At 59.5% G+C, this 17,610-nt stretch carries 15 protein-coding genes and 1 tRNA gene; 9 read left to right on the top strand and 7 right to left on the bottom strand.

Going from position 1 to position 17,610, the window contains the following annotated elements; translation table 11 throughout:
- Window positions 1–158 precede the first annotated feature (158 nt).
- The 3 genes from ACB035_RS14505 to uvrB all read right to left on the bottom strand — a co-directional run bounded on the left by ACB035_RS14505 (window position 159) and on the right by uvrB (window position 3,251).
- Window positions 159–806: a DedA family protein gene (locus ACB035_RS14505; protein WP_041202713.1), complete on the bottom strand. Its 648-nt coding sequence runs from the start codon at window positions 804–806 to the stop codon at window positions 159–161.
- Window positions 807–984: 178 nt separating this feature from the next.
- A complete protein-coding gene (locus tag ACB035_RS14500) occupies window positions 985–1,242 on the bottom strand; it encodes a YkvA family protein (protein ID WP_005360976.1) in 258 nt (85 codons plus the stop codon).
- Window positions 1,239–3,251 (bottom strand): excinuclease ABC subunit UvrB, encoded by a 2,013-nt coding sequence (gene uvrB, locus ACB035_RS14495; protein WP_257697477.1) that lies wholly within the window; start codon window positions 3,249–3,251, stop codon window positions 1,239–1,241. The genes ACB035_RS14500 and uvrB overlap by 4 nt, the downstream gene beginning before the upstream one ends.
- Before the next feature lie 133 nt (window positions 3,252–3,384).
- On the opposite strand from uvrB, the gene ACB035_RS14490 reads away from it, so the two are divergent.
- Window positions 3,385–3,460 (top strand) — tRNA-Asn (locus tag ACB035_RS14490).
- A 470-nt stretch (window positions 3,461–3,930) separates the two neighbouring features.
- On the opposite strand, the gene ACB035_RS14485 is transcribed toward ACB035_RS14490, so the two are convergent.
- Complete coding sequence (locus ACB035_RS14485; RefSeq protein WP_236271367.1) at window positions 3,931–4,095, bottom strand: hypothetical protein; 165 nt, start codon at window positions 4,093–4,095, stop codon at window positions 3,931–3,933.
- A 137-nt stretch (window positions 4,096–4,232) separates the two neighbouring features.
- Here ACB035_RS14485 and ACB035_RS14480 point away from each other — a divergent pair, with 137 nt between their 5' ends.
- Window positions 4,233–5,918 carry an aspartate:alanine antiporter gene (locus ACB035_RS14480; protein ID WP_005336899.1) on the top strand — a complete coding sequence of 562 codons (1,686 nt, stop codon included), beginning with the start codon at window positions 4,233–4,235 and terminating at the stop codon, window positions 5,916–5,918.
- A 168-nt stretch (window positions 5,919–6,086) separates the two neighbouring features.
- Window positions 6,087–6,209 (top strand): hypothetical protein, encoded by a 123-nt coding sequence (locus tag ACB035_RS14475; RefSeq protein ID WP_371167536.1) that lies wholly within the window; start codon window positions 6,087–6,089, stop codon window positions 6,207–6,209.
- Window positions 6,210–6,268: 59 nt separating this feature from the next.
- On the opposite strand, the gene fabB is transcribed toward ACB035_RS14475, so the two are convergent.
- Complete coding sequence (fabB, locus tag ACB035_RS14470; protein ID WP_058058450.1) at window positions 6,269–7,480, bottom strand: beta-ketoacyl-ACP synthase I; 1,212 nt, start codon at window positions 7,478–7,480, stop codon at window positions 6,269–6,271.
- Between the two features lie 90 nt (window positions 7,481–7,570).
- On the opposite strand from fabB, the gene mnmC reads away from it, so the two are divergent.
- Window positions 7,571–9,589, top strand: coding sequence for a bifunctional tRNA (5-methylaminomethyl-2-thiouridine)(34)-methyltransferase MnmD/FAD-dependent 5-carboxymethylaminomethyl-2-thiouridine(34) oxidoreductase MnmC (gene mnmC / locus ACB035_RS14465; RefSeq protein ID WP_371167535.1), 2,019 nt, complete (start codon window positions 7,571–7,573; stop codon window positions 9,587–9,589).
- A 95-nt stretch (window positions 9,590–9,684) separates the two neighbouring features.
- Here mnmC and ACB035_RS14460 read toward each other — a convergent pair whose 3' ends face one another.
- Both ACB035_RS14460 and ACB035_RS14455 read right to left on the bottom strand, forming a co-directional pair.
- Window positions 9,685–10,281 carry a DUF922 domain-containing protein gene (locus ACB035_RS14460; protein WP_371167534.1) on the bottom strand — a complete coding sequence of 199 codons (597 nt, stop codon included), beginning with the start codon at window positions 10,279–10,281 and terminating at the stop codon, window positions 9,685–9,687.
- Between the two features lie 183 nt (window positions 10,282–10,464).
- Complete coding sequence (locus tag ACB035_RS14455; protein WP_371167533.1) at window positions 10,465–10,929, bottom strand: hypothetical protein; 465 nt, start codon at window positions 10,927–10,929, stop codon at window positions 10,465–10,467.
- Between the two features lie 195 nt (window positions 10,930–11,124).
- Between ACB035_RS14455 and dcuC the strand changes: the two genes are divergently transcribed.
- The 5 genes from dcuC to ACB035_RS14430 all read left to right on the top strand — a co-directional run bounded on the left by dcuC (window position 11,125) and on the right by ACB035_RS14430 (window position 17,570).
- On the top strand, window positions 11,125–12,477 hold the full coding sequence (gene dcuC, locus ACB035_RS14450) for an anaerobic C4-dicarboxylate transporter DcuC (protein ID WP_005336914.1): 1,353 nt from the start codon (window positions 11,125–11,127) through the stop codon (window positions 12,475–12,477).
- A gap of 90 nt (window positions 12,478–12,567) precedes the next feature.
- Window positions 12,568–14,214, top strand: coding sequence for a bifunctional UDP-sugar hydrolase/5'-nucleotidase (locus ACB035_RS14445; RefSeq protein ID WP_371167532.1), 1,647 nt, complete (start codon window positions 12,568–12,570; stop codon window positions 14,212–14,214).
- Window positions 14,215–14,407: 193 nt separating this feature from the next.
- Entirely contained in the window at window positions 14,408–16,051 is a 1,644-nt protein-coding gene (locus ACB035_RS14440; protein WP_371167531.1) for a hypothetical protein, read from the top strand.
- A gap of 125 nt (window positions 16,052–16,176) precedes the next feature.
- Entirely contained in the window at window positions 16,177–16,680 is a 504-nt protein-coding gene (locus ACB035_RS14435; protein WP_371167530.1) for a M48 family metallopeptidase, read from the top strand.
- Window positions 16,681–16,706: 26 nt separating this feature from the next.
- Window positions 16,707–17,570, top strand: a complete 864-nt coding sequence (locus tag ACB035_RS14430; RefSeq protein ID WP_371167529.1) for a DUF2927 domain-containing protein — start codon at window positions 16,707–16,709, stop codon at window positions 17,568–17,570.
- Window positions 17,571–17,610 lie beyond the last annotated feature (40 nt).

The following is a 17,610-nucleotide window of genomic DNA, read 5'->3' as shown; positions in this document are numbered from 1 at the left end:
GGAAGTCGAGAGCTTGAGCGATACGCATAAAAAATCCGAAACCAATCAACAGGTTTCGGATTTTCACACAACAGAAGGATCGGTCAATGGATCCTTAACTGATCGGCATTAAGCCATGATGGCTCCCCCTTTCTCGTTCTGGCTGACCGTATTTCTGGTTACGCCTTGGCTGTGCTCATCTTGGCCTTGACTGCGCCAATTACCATGGGCAACAGGGAGATACCGATGATGCCGAAGATCAGCAGGGTAAAGTTGTGACGCACCACCGGCAGATTGCCAAAGAAGTGACCGGCATAAACGAAGGAGAGTACCCACAGCAGGCCGCCAACCAGGTTGAACGCCAGGAAGCGCGGATAGGTCATGGCCCCCATCCCTGCCACGAACGGCGCAAAGGTACGCACGATGGGCAGGAAGCGGGTGATGATGATGGTCTTGCCACCATGCTTGGCATAGAAGGCGTGGGTCTTCTCCAGATAATCCCGGCGGAAGATTTTGGAGTCCGGGTTGCGGAACAGCTGCTCGCCGAAGAAGTGCCCAATGGTGTAGTTGACCACGTTGCCCAGCACGGCAGCGATGATCAGCACGGCCGCCAGGGTATGGACGTCCAGCACGCTGCCCACGGTAAGCGCACCGGCGGCAAACAGCAGGGAGTCACCCGGCAGGAACGGCGTCACTACCAACCCGGTTTCACAGAAGATGATCAGAAACAGGATGGCATAAACCCAGACGCCATAGTTCTCGAACAGCTCTTTCAAATGCACGTCAACGTGCAGGATAAAGTCGATTGCAAAGAGGATCAGATCCATTTTTTCCATACCCATAAAGTGAACGGCGTGGAGTCTACGCCAATGCCATTCGGGCGACAATCACCGGCCAGCCTCTTTTTCATCCTGCAGAGCCCACCTTCAAATGAAACCGTTTTTCCGCTTCCTTCGAGGGTGGGAGCGCACAGAGTGATGTCGAGCGTGGTGTTGAAAAGGTGAACTAGGAGGCCTGTTCCAGATCGCTGCGCACTGCGGGGGGAAGGCAACGCTCCCAACCCCACAGCAACACCAGCAGCAGGGTCACGTCATCGAACCAACCCAGCAAGGGCACCACGTCAGGGATAAGATCCACCGGACTAATGCCATAGAGCAGGATAAGGATCACCAGTCCCCTCGCCCACCAGGGGGTACCGGGATGGCGAAAGCCCTGATAGAGACGACGAAGTCGTTGCCAAATCAGCCAGCGTTTGCGGCTCATGACTCAATCAACTCGCTGCGCAACTGCTGGATCTGATCCCGCAGTGCTGCCGCCTGTTCGAACTCCAGATCCCGGGCATGTTGGAACATCTGCTCCTCCATCCGCTTGATCTCTTTGGCAATCTCGCTGGCAGAGCGGACATGGTACTCCCCTTGCGGCTCGGCCGCCTTGCGCATCCCCTTGCCAGGTTTGCCTGCTGTGCGGCTGCCGCCCATGTCCATCACATCACCAATGGACTTATTGAGCCCCTTGGGGGTGATCCCATGCTTGAGGTTATAGGCATGCTGCAAGGCGCGGCGCCGCTCGGTCTCCTCAATGGCGACCTTCATCGAGTTAGTGATGGTATCGCCGTAGAGAATGACCTTGCCGTTGAGGTTACGCGCCGCCCGGCCGATGGTCTGGATCAGCGAGCGGGTCGAGCGCAGGAAGCCCTCTTTATCCGCATCCAGAATCGCCACCAGCGACACCTCCGGCATGTCGAGACCTTCCCTCAGCAGGTTGATACCCACCAGTACATCGAACTTGCCGAGGCGCAGATCGCGGATGATCTCCACCCGCTCGACCGTGTCGATATCGGAGTGGAGGTAGCGCACCTTGACGTCGTGCTCCGCCAGATACTCGGTCAAGTCTTCCGCCATCCGCTTGGTCAGGGTCGTGACCAGCACCCGCTCTTCGACAGCGACCCGTTTGCGGATCTCGGAGAGCAGATCGTCCACCTGCGTGGTCACCGGACGCACCTCGATCTCCGGATCGAGCAAGCCGGTTGGGCGCACCACCTGCTGCACCACATCGCCGCCGGACTTCTCCAGCTCGTAGGGGCCGGGAGTCGCCGAAACAAACACAGTCTGCGGCATCAGCGCTTCAAATTCATCGAACTTGAGCGGCCGGTTGTCGAGCGCCGAGGGGAGCCGGAAGCCGTACTCCACCAGGGTCTCCTTGCGGGAGCGGTCCCCTTTGAACATGGCACCGATCTGCGGCACCGTGACGTGAGACTCGTCTATGATGAGCAGGCCATCCCCCGGCAGGTAGTCAAACAGGGTGGGCGGCGGCTCCCCCGGCGCACGACCGGAAAGGTAGCGGCTGTAGTTCTCGATGCCGGAGCAGTAACCCAGCTCCTGCATCATCTCCATGTCGAACTGGGTACGCTGGCTGATGCGCTGCTCTTCCACCAGCTTGTTGAGGGACAACAGCTGCTCGCGGCGGCTGCGCAGCTCCTCCTTGATATGCTCGATAGCCCCCAGAATGGTTTCGCGCGGGGTGGCGTAGTGGGTCTTGGGATAGATGGTGTAGCGCACTACCGTCTGCTCGATGGCGCCGGTCAGAGGATCGAACTGGGAGAGGCGCTCCACCTCTTCATCAAACAGCTCTACCCGCAGGGCCAACTTGTCCGATTCGGCAGGGTAGATGTCGATCACTTCACCGCGCACCCGGAAGGTGCCGCGTTGAAACGCCATGTCGTTACGTGTGTACTGCAGCTCAGCGAGGCGACGCAGGATATCCCGCTGGTTGATCACATCCCCCACTTTGAGATGCAGCATCATGCTCAGATAAGCCTGGGGATCCCCCAAACCATAGATGGCCGACACCGAAGCGACGATCACCACGTCGCGCCGCTCCAGCAGTGCCTTGGTGGCGGACAATCGCATCTGCTCGATGTGATCGTTGATCGAGGCATCCTTCTCTATAAAGGTGTCAGTGGTCGGCACATAGGCTTCGGGCTGGTAATAGTCGTAGTAGGAGACGAAATACTCTACCGCGTTGTCGGGGAAGAACTCCTTCATCTCACCATAGAGCTGGGCGGCCAGGGTCTTGTTGGGAGCCAGGATCATGGTCGGGCGGTTCAGGGTGGCGATGACGTTGGCCATGGTGAAGGTCTTGCCCGAACCGGTCACCCCGAGCAGGGTCTGATGGGCCAGCCCTGACTCGATGCCATCCAGCAGCTGGGCAATCGCCGTGGGCTGATCCCCGGCGGGTTGAAACTGGCTGGCTAACTTGAACAATTTGCTCATGAACACTCCCGACACAAAACAGCAGAGGAGCAGTGTAACCGAGGGTTTAGCAGCGGTACACCCGTGCCATCATCCCGCGAATGGCTTGACCACCCAGGACACCTTCTGTATGATGCTCCTCCTTGCCTGATGTTCCCCCGTAGTTCAGTCGGTAGAACGGCGGACTGTTAATCCGTATGTCACTGGTTCAAGTCCAGTCGGGGGAGCCAATTCCTCACCATCTCGGTGCAAGTTATCCACTTTAGTGCCCTCTCCTGCCAATTTTAATGCACAAGATCCTTCTTGCTGCTGACGCTCCCTTTTGTTACCCGTCCCGGCTCGACAGAGTTTTCTTCTGTCGCATCTAACTATTTGATTTTTATACAAACATTTTTCTTCCGGTATTTTTTGAACAGCCCTTGCATCCCAGTACTGGCGCGGCTTTCAGGGCGATGAACAAGTTTCATAAACAGGGTTATCCACAGATTCTGTGGGTAAGTGCAGCAAGCCCTGTCAGGACGCGGGATTGCCCTTGATGGCCCCCGGCGAAGAGTCATTTTGCTGGCCAACCTGATTTTATGCTGTTTTTTGCTCCCTCCGGAACCACCTAGTGACAGGCTCTATTGGCACTTTTCAGAAGCATCTTTTTGCCAACCCATGCCCCGTGGGCGAACGGGTAAATATCAAGCTGATTTGCCCCTCAGCCAACCATGGTGGCCATCGGTTGAATCTGCTGAAACTGATCCCCGCCAAGCGGCTGGACAGCAGAATCTAAAATATCGGCCTGCGCCAGAGCACTTCGGTCGCGGGCAGCAGATTTCACTAATTGACAACAACGGTTACAGCAAAAATTGCCAGATTTCATCCGCTTGTCTCCCTATCACGCCGCCGGTTCCACAAATAGCGTCCGATAACGTCCGATTAATCGCTCCCTTGCGCTTCTTTATTGGGGATAGATCCGGCACAATATCGACCCCACTTTTTTCCTCGGTTTTTCCGGGCATGACCATAGATTTCGTGACACTGCTACATCAAAGCGACTCCCTGCTGCTGTTCGTGGTATTGGCCTTCGGCCTGCTGCTTGGCAAGGTGCGAATTGGCAACTTTCAGATTGGCAACACCATAGGTGTGCTGTTTACCGCCCTGCTGTTCGGCCAGATGGGCTTCGAATTTGCAGCCACCACTGAAAACGTCGGCTTTATGCTGTTCATCTTCTGTGTGGGGATTGAGGCTGGCCCCCACTTCTTCAGCGTCTTCTTGCGCGACGGCATCCACTACATCACTCTCACCCTGGTGATCTTGCTGACCGCCCTGCTGCTGACGGTGGGGCTGGCCAAGTTCTTCAATCTGGGGCCGGGCATGGCGGCGGGGATCCTGGCGGGTTCCCTCACCTCGACCCCGGCGCTGGTGGGTGCCCAGGATGCCTTGCGCAGCGGTCTGCTCAACCTGCCTCATCAAACCGATATGCAGGCGGTGCTAGACAACATGGGCATCGGCTACGCCCTGACCTATCTGGTGGGTCTGGTGGGCCTGATGCTAGTGGTGCGCTATCTCCCATCGCTGGCACGCCTCGACCTCAATACCGAAGCGCAAAAAATCGCCCGTGAGCGGGGTCTCTCCGACAGCGAGAGTCGCAAGACCTATCTGCCCATCATCCGCGCCTATCGGGTGGGTCCCGAACTGGCAGCCTGGATCGGTGGTCGTACCCTGCGAGAGACCGGCATCTATCCCCATACCGGCTGCTATGTAGAGCGGATCCGCCGCAACGGCATTCTGGCCAGCCCCGATGGCGATGCTGTTATTCAGGAAGGGGACGAAATCGCCCTGGTGGGCTATCCCGAGAGCCACGAGAAGCTGGACGTCAACTATCGCAACGGTAAAGAGGTGTTCGACCGCAACCTGCTTGACCTGCAGATCGTCACCGAAGAGATAGTGGTAAAGAATGACTCCGTGGTCGGCCGTCATCTGGTGGAGCTCAACCTCACCGAGAAAGGGTGCTTCCTCAACCGGGTAGTGCGCTCCCAGATCGAGATGCCGTTCGATCGCAACATCATGCTGCAAAAGGGCGACGTGTTGCAGATCAGCGGCGAGAAGCAGCGGGTCAAACTGCTGGCCAACAAGATCGGCTTTATCAGCATCCACAGCCAGACCACGGATCTGGTGGCCTTCACCACCTTCTTCGTACTCGGCCTGCTGATCGGCTCCGTTTCGCTGGTGTTCGGTCAGATCGAATTCGGTCTCGGCAACGCCGTCGGCCTGCTGCTGGCAGGCATTCTGATGGGTTACCTGCGGGCCAACCACCCGACGGTCGGCTATGTGCCGCCCGGCGCGCTCAGATTGGCCAAGGATCTCGGTCTGGCGGTCTTTATGGTGAGCACGGGACTGAAAGCCGGTGGCGGCATCCTCGACCACCTCAGCGAGGTGGGTACGGTAGTGCTCTTCTCCGGCATGTTGGTGACCACCTTGCCGGTGCTGGTTGGCTATCTGTTCGGGGTCTGGGTGCTCAAGATGAACCCGGCGCTGCTGCTCGGTGCCATCACAGGTGCCCGTACTTGTGCCCCGGCGATGGATGTGGTCAACGAGGCAGCCAACAGCTCCATTCCGGCGCTCGGTTATGCCGGTACCTATGCGGTGGCCAACGTGATGCTGACCCTGGCGGGCTCCTTTATCATCGGCTTCTGGTTCTAACCAGTACCCATCACATTACCGCTAACAAAGAAGGGAGCCTCAAGCTCCCTTCTTGCTATCTGCCCCGCTAGAGAGATGTAGATCCGGCTCATTGGTGTGGCGTCACCTCCCCCCACCATCTGCGCTGAAATCTGCCAATAACCCACTCTTCCTATTCCACAATGGTCGATGCTCTGCTCTGCTCTGCTCTGCTCTGCTCTGCTCTGCTCTGCTCTGCTCTGCTCTGCTCTGCTCTGCTCTGCTCTGCTCTGCTCTGCTCTGCTCTGCTCTGCTCTGCTCTGCAATGAGTGATGGCAGATCCCGAAGACAAAAAAAGCGCCCTGAGGCGCTTTTTTCATATCAACCGGATATCAGCCTTTGAACTTGCTGAACACCAGAGAGGCGTTGGTACCGCCAAAGCCGAAGCTGTTGGACATGACGGTATTGAGCTCGGCCGCTTCGTACTCACGCACGATGGGCAGACCTTCGGCCTTCTCGTCCAGAGTCTCGATGTTGATGCTGGGAGCGATAAAGCCGTGTTCCATCATCAGCAGGGAGTAGACAGCCTCGTGCACGCCCGCAGCGCCCAGCGCATGACCGGTCATCGCCTTGGTGGCAGAGATCTTGGGACCGTTGGCGCCAAACAGCGTCTGGATAGCTTCCAGCTCTTTGGTATCACCGACCGGAGTGGAGGTGCCGTGGGTGTTGATGTAGTCAACCTTGCCTACACCCTGCATCGCCATCTTCATGCAACGCACCGCGCCTTCACCGCTCGGTGCAACCATGTCGTAACCATCGGAGGTGGCACCATAACCGGTCAACTCGGCATAGATGTGAGCACCACGGGCCAGCGCATGTTCCAGCTCTTCGATCACCAGAATGCCGCCGCCACCGGAGATAACGAAACCATCGCGGTTCGCATCATAGGTACGGGAGGCTTTTTCCGGCGTGTCGTTGTACTTGGTAGAGAGCGCGCCCATGGCGTCAAACTGGATGGTAGAGGACCAGTCCAGCTCTTCACCGCCACCAGCGAAGACCACATCCTGTTTGCCAAGCTGGATCAGTTCAAGCGCGTGACCGATGCAGTGAGCAGAGGTGGCGCAAGCTGAGCTGATGGAGTAGTTGACCCCCTTGATCTGGAACGGGGTCGCGAGGCAAGCGGAAGTGGTGGAGGACATGGTGCGCGGCACCATGTAAGGGCCCACACGCTTGACCCCTTTCTCACGGGCGATGTCCACAGATTCCGAGGTGTTCTTGCCGGAGGCACCACCTGAACCGACCACCAGGCCGGTACGCTCGTTGGAGACCTGATCTTCCGCCAGACCGGCATCTGCAATGGCCTGCTGCATGGAGAGGTAGGCGTAGGCCGCAGCGTCGCCCATGAAACGCATGACTTTACGGTCGATCAGTTCAGACGGATCGAGTTTGATGTTACCCCAGACACGGCTGCGCAAGTTGTGCTGCTCGAACTGCTCGGAATAGGTGATGCCGGATTTACCTGCTTTCAGGGAGGCCAGCACTTCTTCCTTGTTGTTGCCGATACTGGAGATGACGCCGATACCGGTGATCACTGCTCTTCTCATTAATTCATCTCGTCTGGAAAAACTGGCGCCAAGTCTACCCGCTTTCGGCTGCCAAACTGGTCTGCTTTCACGTAGAATGCCCGCGATTTTGTGACGCGAGCCGAGGAAAACGTGAGTCAAACATCCTTACATCATGCCCGATTGGACTGGAATGAAGCGGGAACTCCTGTCTCCAGTGACTTCGGGGATGTGTACTTTTCCAATGATAACGGTCTAGGTGAAACCCGCTACGTCTTTTTGCAGCAAAACCGACTACCTGCGCGATTTTCGCACCACGATAGTGACAGTTTCGTGATAGGTGAAACAGGTTTCGGCACAGGCCTTAACTTTCTGGCGACAATGCAAGCCTTCCTGGAACAGGCGCCTCAATCCGGCAACGGCTCCCGTCTGCACTTCATCAGTTTCGAGAAATACCCCCTGACCCAAGACGATCTGCGCAAGGCGTTGGCCGCCTGGCCTGAACTTGACCACTTGAGTCAGGATCTTGTCGCCCAATGGCCGCTGCCGGTTTCCGGTTGCCACCGCCTGCATTTTGCGGGTGGCCGCATTCGCCTCGATCTCTGGTTTGGCGATATCAAGGATATGCTGCCGCAGGTGCCTCACCGGGCAGAGGGGCTGGTGGATGCCTGGTATCTGGATGGTTTCTCCCCAGCCAAGAATCCGGAGATGTGGACACAGGAGCTGTTTGAGGGTCTCGCTCGCCTCGCCCGTCCCAATTGCTCCATCGCCACCTTTACCTGTGCCGGTTTTGTCCGTCGCGGCCTGATTGCCGCCGGTTTTGCCATGAAGAAGGTGAAGGGCCACGGTAGCAAGCGGGAGATGCTGGTGGGGGATCGCACCGACAAGCAGCCGCAGCAAACCATAGTCCCCTGGTATGCCCGTCCTGCCGGACGCGCTGGCGAGGTAGTGATCATCGGCGGCGGCATCGCCTCGGCCATGACGGCGCTCTCGCTGGTAGAGCGTGGCCGCAAGGTGACCCTGCTCTGTGAAGATGACGAGCTAGCCAACGGCGCCTCAGGCAACCGCCAGGGCGCGCTCTATCCCCTGCTCAACGGCGAGCACGATGCCCTGTCACGCTTCTATTCGCTCGCCTTTGGCTATGCCCGCCAACGGCTGCTGGCGTTGGCCGAACGCCATCCTATCGCTTTCGAATTATGCGGAGTGACACAGCTCGGTTATGACGACAAATCGGCAGCCAAGCTGGCGAAAATGAGCCTGGGCCCCTTCCCACCCGAGCTGATGCATCCCCTCTCTACATCAGAGGTAGAGCAGGTGGTTGGCCTGCCCTGCGGCCACAGCGGCGTCAGCTATCCGCTGGGAGGCTGGCTCTGTCCGGCCGATCTCACCCGAGCCGCCCTGAAAGAGGCGCAAGCCAGCGGCCTGCTGCAGGTGGAATACCACACCCAAGTGGTCACCATAGCCGAGCAGACCGATGCTTGGCACATAGAGAGCCAGGACGGCCGCCACTGGCAGGCCCCCAATCTGGTGGTCGCTGCCGGTCACCAGTTGCCAGCACTGCTCCCCTTTGCCGAGCTGCCGCTCTATCCGGTGCGCGGTCAGGTGAGTCATGTGCCAACCTCAGCCAGCTTGCGTCAGCTCAAGACCGTGCTCTGCTACGATGGCTACCTTACACCTATGCACAACGATCAACACTGCATCGGTGCCAGCTATAGCCGTAACCAGAGCAGCCTTGAGTTTCGTGCCGAGGAGCAAATCCAGAATCAGGTGCGGTTGCAAGCCTGCCTGCCGGAGCAAGCCTGGCCCGCCGAGGTGGATGTGAGCGGCAACGAGGCGCGCGTAGGGGTGCGTTGTGCCAGCCGGGATCACCTGCCGGTGGTGGGGCCAGTGGCCAGATTGCAAGGTCTGGCGGATCACTATGCGCAGCTGCAGCATGATCAACACAACGCCCAGCCGCTCCCCCTTCACCCCGGCCTCTATGTGCTGGGGGCGCTCGGTTCGCGGGGCCTCTGCTCGGCGCCGCTCTGTGGCGAGCTGCTCGCCAGCGAGATCTGCGGCGAGCCCCTGCCGCTGGCAGCCGATCTGCTGGAAGCGCTCCACCCTGCCCGTTACTGGGTACGCAAGCTGCTCAAAGGCAAAGCGCTGGTCTGAACCGGACTCTGCAAACAAACAGAATGGCCGCCCATCGGGCGGCCATTCTATTTATCAAATCGTGCGATGCTGGATATTGCGTGTTGAGATAGCGCTCACTTGGGCCAGTGCACCCCAAGCTGTTCGCCGTAACCTGTCTGACGCTGGAATCCGTCGAGCCGTCCCTTAATCTTGTTCAGCTCGCCACTACCTGCTGCCCACGCGGCATAGCGCAGCGCCTGACAATCTGCATGACCGGGTAATCCCGCAATGGCGCCACCCACCTGATTGGCCCCCTGCAGCACCATCTCCTTGAAGCGGGATTCGTAGTCAAACATGCTGGAGAGCAGCCGCCCCCAGCGCTGGCGGGCAGGCTCGTTACTGTTAGCACTCTGACGCCAGCGGGGCAGCAGCACGGTGGCGTTGGTGGTCACCGTCACCCGGTTGAGCTGGCAGCGCCCCGGCAACTGCTCGGTATCCAGCTGCCAGTCCACCTGATAACTCGCCTTGCCGAGCACGGGCTTGCCATTCACCTTGGGAGCACTCTGGGCAATCGCCCGGGCAAGCTGCTCCGGACCGGTTGCATTGACCTCATAAAAACGGACATTGATGCGGGACTCTGGCACCACTTGCGGCCGGCTCGGCTGAGCCTGACTCATCAGGGGCAGCAACAACAACCCGACCCCCACTACTCCATAAACCTTGCTGACCATGCCAGACTACCTTCCTTGATTGCACGGGCGGAGTACCAACCTTGGTGAACCCCACCGCCACACAGATGACGGGTATAGCCTATGTGTGACGACGAGGCGGCGCAATACAATGATGCGCCCAGAAATCAGAGCACGCTCACAGGTTGCGTGAGCAGAGTATGGCACAAGGGCAAAACTGTATTTTTATTGAGCATGACGGCTGATGCGCTGCCAGTCGAGATGATAGTTTTTCACATTGATGTCATGACCATCTATCTGAATAAAATGATCATTTTTAAGGCGGTTGGCAAAAAAGTCCTGATCTGCCCCCTCATTGAGCCACAGCTCGCAAAGTCCCCGTTTTCCCTCTTTGGCATAGAATCTCGGGGTGACCAGCAGCGCAACCCCATCTACCCGGATGGCATGACGAGCCAGGCAGTTTGCTTCGGTGGTTTTGGATGCCAGCGCGGCAAAACGGGGTCTGTTCCCCTCGGCAACCACCAGTACGCCGTAAGAGTGAGGAGCTATGAGACGCCGCATGGCGACCGCCTGATGAGGACCGGTTTGATGAAAACCGTCATTGGTTACCGCAAACACGCAAGTAGGTGAAAATAGCATCGCAAGCAGGAAAATAGAGCGTTTAATGCCTGAAAAATCACCAATTACCATATAAAAGCCTCAAAAGACAACCAAGGCTGGCAAGGGTAGGTAGCCAAACCCGCTGGGTAAAGTACCTTTACCTTTCTTTAATTCTGTTCATGGGGTTAAACGTTGATTTAGCTCACACAACATTCTGTTTCCAGTCGCCACTCTACCCCTATCGGAATAGACTCCCTCCACTCTCATCCAATCAGAAGGCAACATATGCTGGAACTCATCGTTGGCACCCTGGTCACCCTGGTGGTGGGCCGTGCCATTTTCAAAGGATACTCCGCGACCGGGGTGCTGCTGAGCGGCGGCTTGCTGCTGCTGGTCATCACCGCCATGATGGGCAAGCCGGTGCTGCCGAGCAAGGTGGTCAGCACCGGTTATATCGCAACCGATATCTTCGAATACGTCCGCTTCCTGCTCAATGACCGTGGCGGTGGACTGGGGATGCTGATCATGGTGCTGTGCGGCTTCGCCGGCTACATGAGCCATATCGGCGCCAACACCATTCTGGTCAAGTTGGCCAGCAAACCGCTCGGCATCATCAAGTCCCCCTATATCCTGCTGGTGGCTGCCTATCTGGTGGCCTGCGCCATGTCGCTGGCGGTGAGCTCCGCTACCGGCCTCGGCGTGCTGCTGATGGCCACCCTGTTCCCGCTGATGGTCAACATGGGGATCTCCCGTGGCGCGGCTGCGGCCGTGTGCGCCTCGCCAGCCGCCATCATTCTGGCACCGACCTCGGGTGACGTGGTGATGGCCGCTCAGGCCGCCAACATGCCGCTGCTGGACTTTGCCTTCAAGCTGACCCTGCCCATCTCGCTGGTAGCGATCGCCTGCATGGCGGTGACCCACTTCTTCTGGCAGCGCTACCTTGACCAAAAATCCGGTGAGCACAACGAGCCGGTCGCCCCGGGTGATCTGGTGACGACTGCGCCTGCCTTCTACGCCATCCTGCCCTTTACCCCCATCATCGGGGTGCTGGTATTTGACGGTAAATGGGGCCCGCAGCTGGATATCGTCACCATCATCGTCATGTGCATGGTGCTGGCCAGCCTGCTGGAGCTGGTGCGGATCCGCAATGGCAAGGAGCTGCTGGACGGTCTGCAGGTCTGCTGGCGCAACATGGCTGACGCCTTTGCCGGTGTGGTCATGCTGCTGGTCGGTGCCGGTGTCTTCGCCCAGGGTCTGATGACCATCGGCTTTATCGACACTCTGCTGGCTCACGCGCAGGATCTCGGCTCCGGCGGCCTGATCATGATGCTGTCACTGGTGGTGATCACCACCCTGGCCGCGTTCACCACCGGCTCGGGCAATGCCCCCTTCTACGCCTTCGTGGAGCTGATCCCCAACCTGGCCAGCAGCCTTGGCATCAATCCGGCCTATCTGGTGATTCCCATGCTGCAAGCCTCCAACCTGGGTCGCACCATTTCTCCGGTATCCGGGGTGGTGGTCGCCTGTGCCGGGATGGGCAAACTCTCGCCGTTCGAGGTGGTCAAGCGCACCAGTATGCCGGTCGCCGTCGGCCTGCTGGTGGTGATTGTCGCCACCCAGATCATGGTACCCGCCTGATCGTTGACCAGCCCGGCACCCTGCCGGGCTGGTATCCTCCCCCCCCTTTGCAGTAGACTCGGTGCTCATTTTCCCCTAAGGAGGACCGAGATGAGTATTACGGTTCAACTTGCCCATTTCAGTGATTGCCACTCCCACTTCGATGGCGCACCCATGAGCTTCTCCCCTGTCGGTGAAGGCCAATGGCGCACCCAGTGCGGCGGTTATGCCCGGATCCTGACCCGACTGACCCAACTGCGTGCCAAAGCCGCAGCAGCCGGCCAGCGTTTTCTGTTTCTGCACGGTGGCGACTCCTTTCAGGGCTCTCTCTATTTCAACCGCTTCAAAGGGCGCGCCAACGCCGACCTGCTCGCCATGCTGGCCCCCGATGCCATGGTACTTGGCAACCACGAATTCGATCTGGGCAACGGCCCGCTGGTGGAGTTCTTGCGCCAGCTCGATTTTCCGGTGCTGGCCGCCAATCTGGACAACAGCCAGGAGCCAGCAGACACAACCCTCGGGCTATGGGATATTCCCCACCTCTACGACGCCCATCAGCCCTGGCATCGTCGGGTGATCGACGGGGTTCCCTTTGCGCTGCTCGGCATCACCCTCGCCCAAATGGCTGCCATCGCCAACCCGGATCCCCACACCCGTTTCCACGCGGTCGCCGAGACCCTCACTAAAGTGCTGCGGGAGATCAAGCGCGAAGGGATCCACCATATCGTGCTGCTGAGCCACCTCGGGCTGGATCAGGACAAGCTGCTGGCCGAGCGCTTCCCCGAGCTCAGCCTCATCATCGGCGGCCATACCCACAGCCTGCTCGGCGATCTCGCGCCGCTGGGTCTGCCAAGCGAAGGTACCTACCCGCTGATGAACAACGGGGTGGCCATTTTGCACGCTGGCCACAGCGCCCTCTGCCTCGGTGTCTGCGAGCTCACCTTCGATGAGGCAGGCCGCGTCGTGCAAAGTCAGGGGCAGCTGGAGTGGCTCCCCTGGCAGCCCTGGCCATTTGCCTCCACCCCACCCGCCGGGCTCACCTTCTGCGAGCCGGATCCACAGCTTGAACAACATCTGGCCAAACGCTATCGGCCTGAGATAGAGACAATGAGCCAGCGCATCGTCACCCGACTGGCGGCGCCACTTCCCCATCAGCGGCTGCCGGATGCCACCCTGCCCCACGGCAGCCAGCTCGCCCCGCTGGTGGCCCGCGCCATGCTGACCGCCGCCCGTGAACAGGTAGGCGAGGTGGACTTTGCCCTACACAATGCTGGCGGCGTGCGCTGCTCGCTGGAGCCGGGCCCCCTGAGCGAAGCGGATATCGCCGGTCGCCTGCTGCCGTTTGCCATTCCCCTCACCCTCTATCGGGTGCACGGCCACGAGCTGGCGGAAGCGCTGGAGAATGCAATCGACAACGCCACCAACAACGGCGTGGTCGGCAATGGCAACGGCAGCTTCCCCTACACCGCAGGGGTGCGATTCACCTATCAGGCCGATCGGCACAAGGGTCAGCGCATCACCCGACTGGAGTGGGAAGCCGCCCCCGGCCAGTGGCAAGCGGTCAATGCCGAACAGATCTATCGCGGAGTGTCGAGCGCCTATACCGCCTCCGGCAAGGAGGGTTACACCGCACTGGCGCGTACCCTGACCCAGCACAATCAGGAGCTCGGTATCACCCTGGCCGACGCCTTTATCCGCTGGGCCCGTCACCTGCCGACACTGGAAGCGCAGCCCCCCCTGCTTGAGTACATCCATTGATGCAGAGGGGGAATGGCTGGCTTCGCCACATCCCCCTGACGGCCAAAATTGCCGCAGCCAGCGCCCGGTTCCCTGCAAGAACCGGGCTTTTTCGAGAATATTTGCCCCACACGGGCCTGCCCCATTGCATCGCACTCACTAGCTCGGCAAGATAGGCCCGCTTTCAAGACCAGCTGCAGGAACAGGCGACTTCATGAATCACTCCATCCGTTTCACTCCCCCTCGCGTCAACCCGGGTATCAAGCCAGCCATTGTGCTGCTGACCGCCTTGCTGGCGCTGCTCTTCTGTCTGCGCAACCCGCTCTTCCACGCCATGGCGCCGGGGTTTGATGCCTCGCTGTTCGCGGTGATGGGCAAGATGTGGAGCGAAGGGGGGGTGCTCTATCGCGACATGATCGACATCAAGGGGCCGATGATCTTCGCTCTCGACGCGCTGGGCTATCGAATGGGGGGATTTGTCGGGATCTGGACACTGGAGTGGGTGCTCTGCTGGCTCGGATTGCTGGCCAGCTGGCAGGCCTTTGCCCAGCTCGGACTCTCGTTCAAGGCGCGCCTTGGCGCCATGCTGGCGGTGCTGGCTCTCTACGGCACCCGTTACTACTACGGCAACATGACTGAGGACTGGACCTTCCACCTCGCCCTCATCGCCCAGTGGGCCTTCATTACCCTGCTGCTGGACAAGGGATTTCGCTGGTGGCCGGCACTGGTGGCGGCCCTTACCTTCGCCATCGTCGCCTGGATGCGCACCAACAACGGCGCCTTCTGGGGGGCCTGGTATCTGGTGCTGTTCTGCCACTGGTGTCTGCATGAGAAGTGGCGTGATGCCATCTTGCTGCTCATCTCCAGCCTGCTGGGGCTGGCGCTGATTGGCGGCCCGCTTTACGCCTACTTCCAGCAGCATGATCTGCTGGCGGCCTTCAAATACTACGCCTTCGACATCTTCTTCGAGGGGAGCTACGGCAATGGCTTCTCCCCCATGGTGGGCGCCGTCGGCCTGCTGCGCACCGGCCTCATCATGTTGCTGCCCGCCTTCATCATTCTTATGCTGAGCCGCCGTCAGGAGTGGTATCTGCCCGCCCTGCTGGCAACCCTGTTTGGGGTGCTGTTTACCCTGATCGCCAACTCGGTCTCCGGCCATGTATTCGATCACTACGACGTGCTCTATCTGCAACTGGCGGTGCTGCCGCTGGCGGTATTGCTGGATCGCAGCGAACAGCAGGCAGATGCTATCGGCCTGCTCTGCATCTCGCTGGTGGTGCTCACTGCCAGTTGGCTGCTGGCCCAGCAGCTCGCCTTTGGCTGGAGCACCAAGGAGTGGTCCCTCGAGCGGGTTAACGAAGTGCTCGGCACCAGCCTGCTGTGGGCGCTGCCGGTGCTGATCCTCATCCCCCTCTGGCGCGCCTGGGATGTGCGCAGTGCCACCCCCTGGCTGGCGACGCTGGCCATGCTGCTGCTGATGATCAACAACGCCTGGGAAGGAACCCTCAAGGGTCGCCCCTTCAATCCCGCCGCCCAGGTGCGGGTCGATCGCATCAAGGCCGAGACCAGCCCGAGCGACAAGATCTGGGTCGATGGCATCCAGCCGCAATATTATCTCTGGACCGATCGCCAGCCGGCCTCTGCCTATCTCTTCTTTGCCAACGTCAAGCCGCCCTATGACGTGCGGGCTCGTGTGCTCGCGGACATCCAGCGCCAGAACCCCAAATTCATCATCGCCAAGCCGGATCGGGTGAGCGAGGAGCTGAAAAAGCCGAGCTCGCCCTCCCATCTCGCTTTCTATCAATACCTGACCAGCCACTATGAAGAGGTGGATCCGGGTCTCTATCGTCGCCGCTAACCAGAGCAGAGACGCAAAGGGCGGCCATTTGGCCGCCCTTTTTCCATCCCCTCACTCCTCACCGGTAGGCAAGCAGGCCCGCGATGACTACAATGGCCCACTTTTGGATGTAACGGGTGACAGACATGGCGGAACTGACCTATCTCGGGGGCTATCCCGAAGCGCTCAAGGCACAGGTGCAACAGCTGATCGCGGCTGGCAAACTTGGCGACATGCTGGCCAAACGCTATCCGGAAAGCCACCCGTTCCAGAGCGACAAGGCGCTGCTCGCCTACACCATGGAGCTGAAGAACCGCTACCTCAAGAGCTCGGCCCCCCTGTCCAAGGTGGTGTTTGATGGCAAGATCAACGTCATCAAGGATGCCCTCGGCCTGCACACCTACATCAGCCGGGTACAGGGCAGCAAGCTCAAGGCCAAGAACGAGATCCGCATCGCCGCCCTGTTCAAGGAGGCGCCGTCCCCGTTTCTGAAAATGATCGTGGTGCACGAGCTGGCCCATATCAGAGAGAAGGATCACAACAAGAGCTTCTACCAGCTCTGCCAGCACATGGAGCCGGACTATCATCAACTGGAGTTTGATCTCAGGCTCTGGCTCACCTGGCGCGATATCGACAAGGCCAGCCGCTAGGCTGACAACCGTTTCAGGGAGGAAACATGTCATTTGCCGCCATCTCCTTTAGCGCCCCGTGCTTAATTGCCAACGTGGTAATGGCCAAGCTGGGGCGTGCTGCCAGTCCTAGGCTCACGTCACGCGGGCTGCTGGCCCTGCTGCTTCTGCTCGCGGGCCACAGCGCCCAAGCCGATGAGCGCTGGCAGAGCGACAGCTATCTCACCGAGAGCTTTATGGCCATCGCCATGGAGCGGGAGTATGGCGAAGCCAAACAGACCCGCTTTGCCCGCTGGCAACAGCCGATCCGGCTGCTGCTTGTCAACGAGTCGGGCGACAAGTCGCTGCAAGCCGAGGTAGTGAAGGTGCAAGCGGCCCATCTGGCCCGCATCACCGGCCACCCCATCAGCATGGTGACCGCAAAGCCCAATCTGACCCTGATCATGACCGACTACAGCAAGATGAAGAGTTGGGCCAACCGCACCATGGGGGGGGATCCGTCGGTCGGGATGGCACTCAAGGAGGGGCTCTGCTTGGCCAACTTCGCAACCAATGCAAAACACGAGATCAGCCGTGCCACCATCATCATTCCGGTGGACTACAGCCGGGCCAAGGGGCGTTTTCTCGACTGCGTGGTGGAGGAGTTCACCCAGGTGATGGGGCTGCCCAACGACTCGGACAAGGTGTTTCCCTCCATCTTCAATGACAACAGCATCGACAGCTTTTTGACCGGGCTGGACTATGTGCTGCTCAAGATGGCCTATCACCCGGCCCTCAAGGCCGGGATGAGCAGTGCCGAGATCCGCACCGCACTGCCCATTGCGCTGGCCGACCTGCGCGCCAAAGGGGAGATCCGCGAAGCCAATCGCCGGGTGCAGCAGCAGAGCCTGAAAAGCTGGGCGGGGTTGTAACTGGCCTAGCTCAACCCAGAGCCAGACAAGCCACCGCGAA

Source organism: Aeromonas sp. S12(2024) (assembly GCF_041402305.1).
In the GTDB taxonomy this organism is placed as follows: domain Bacteria; phylum Pseudomonadota; class Gammaproteobacteria; order Enterobacterales; family Aeromonadaceae; genus Aeromonas; species Aeromonas veronii.
Note: the sequence above shows the minus strand (reverse complement) of the source record. Positions and strands in the feature narration are given on the sequence as shown.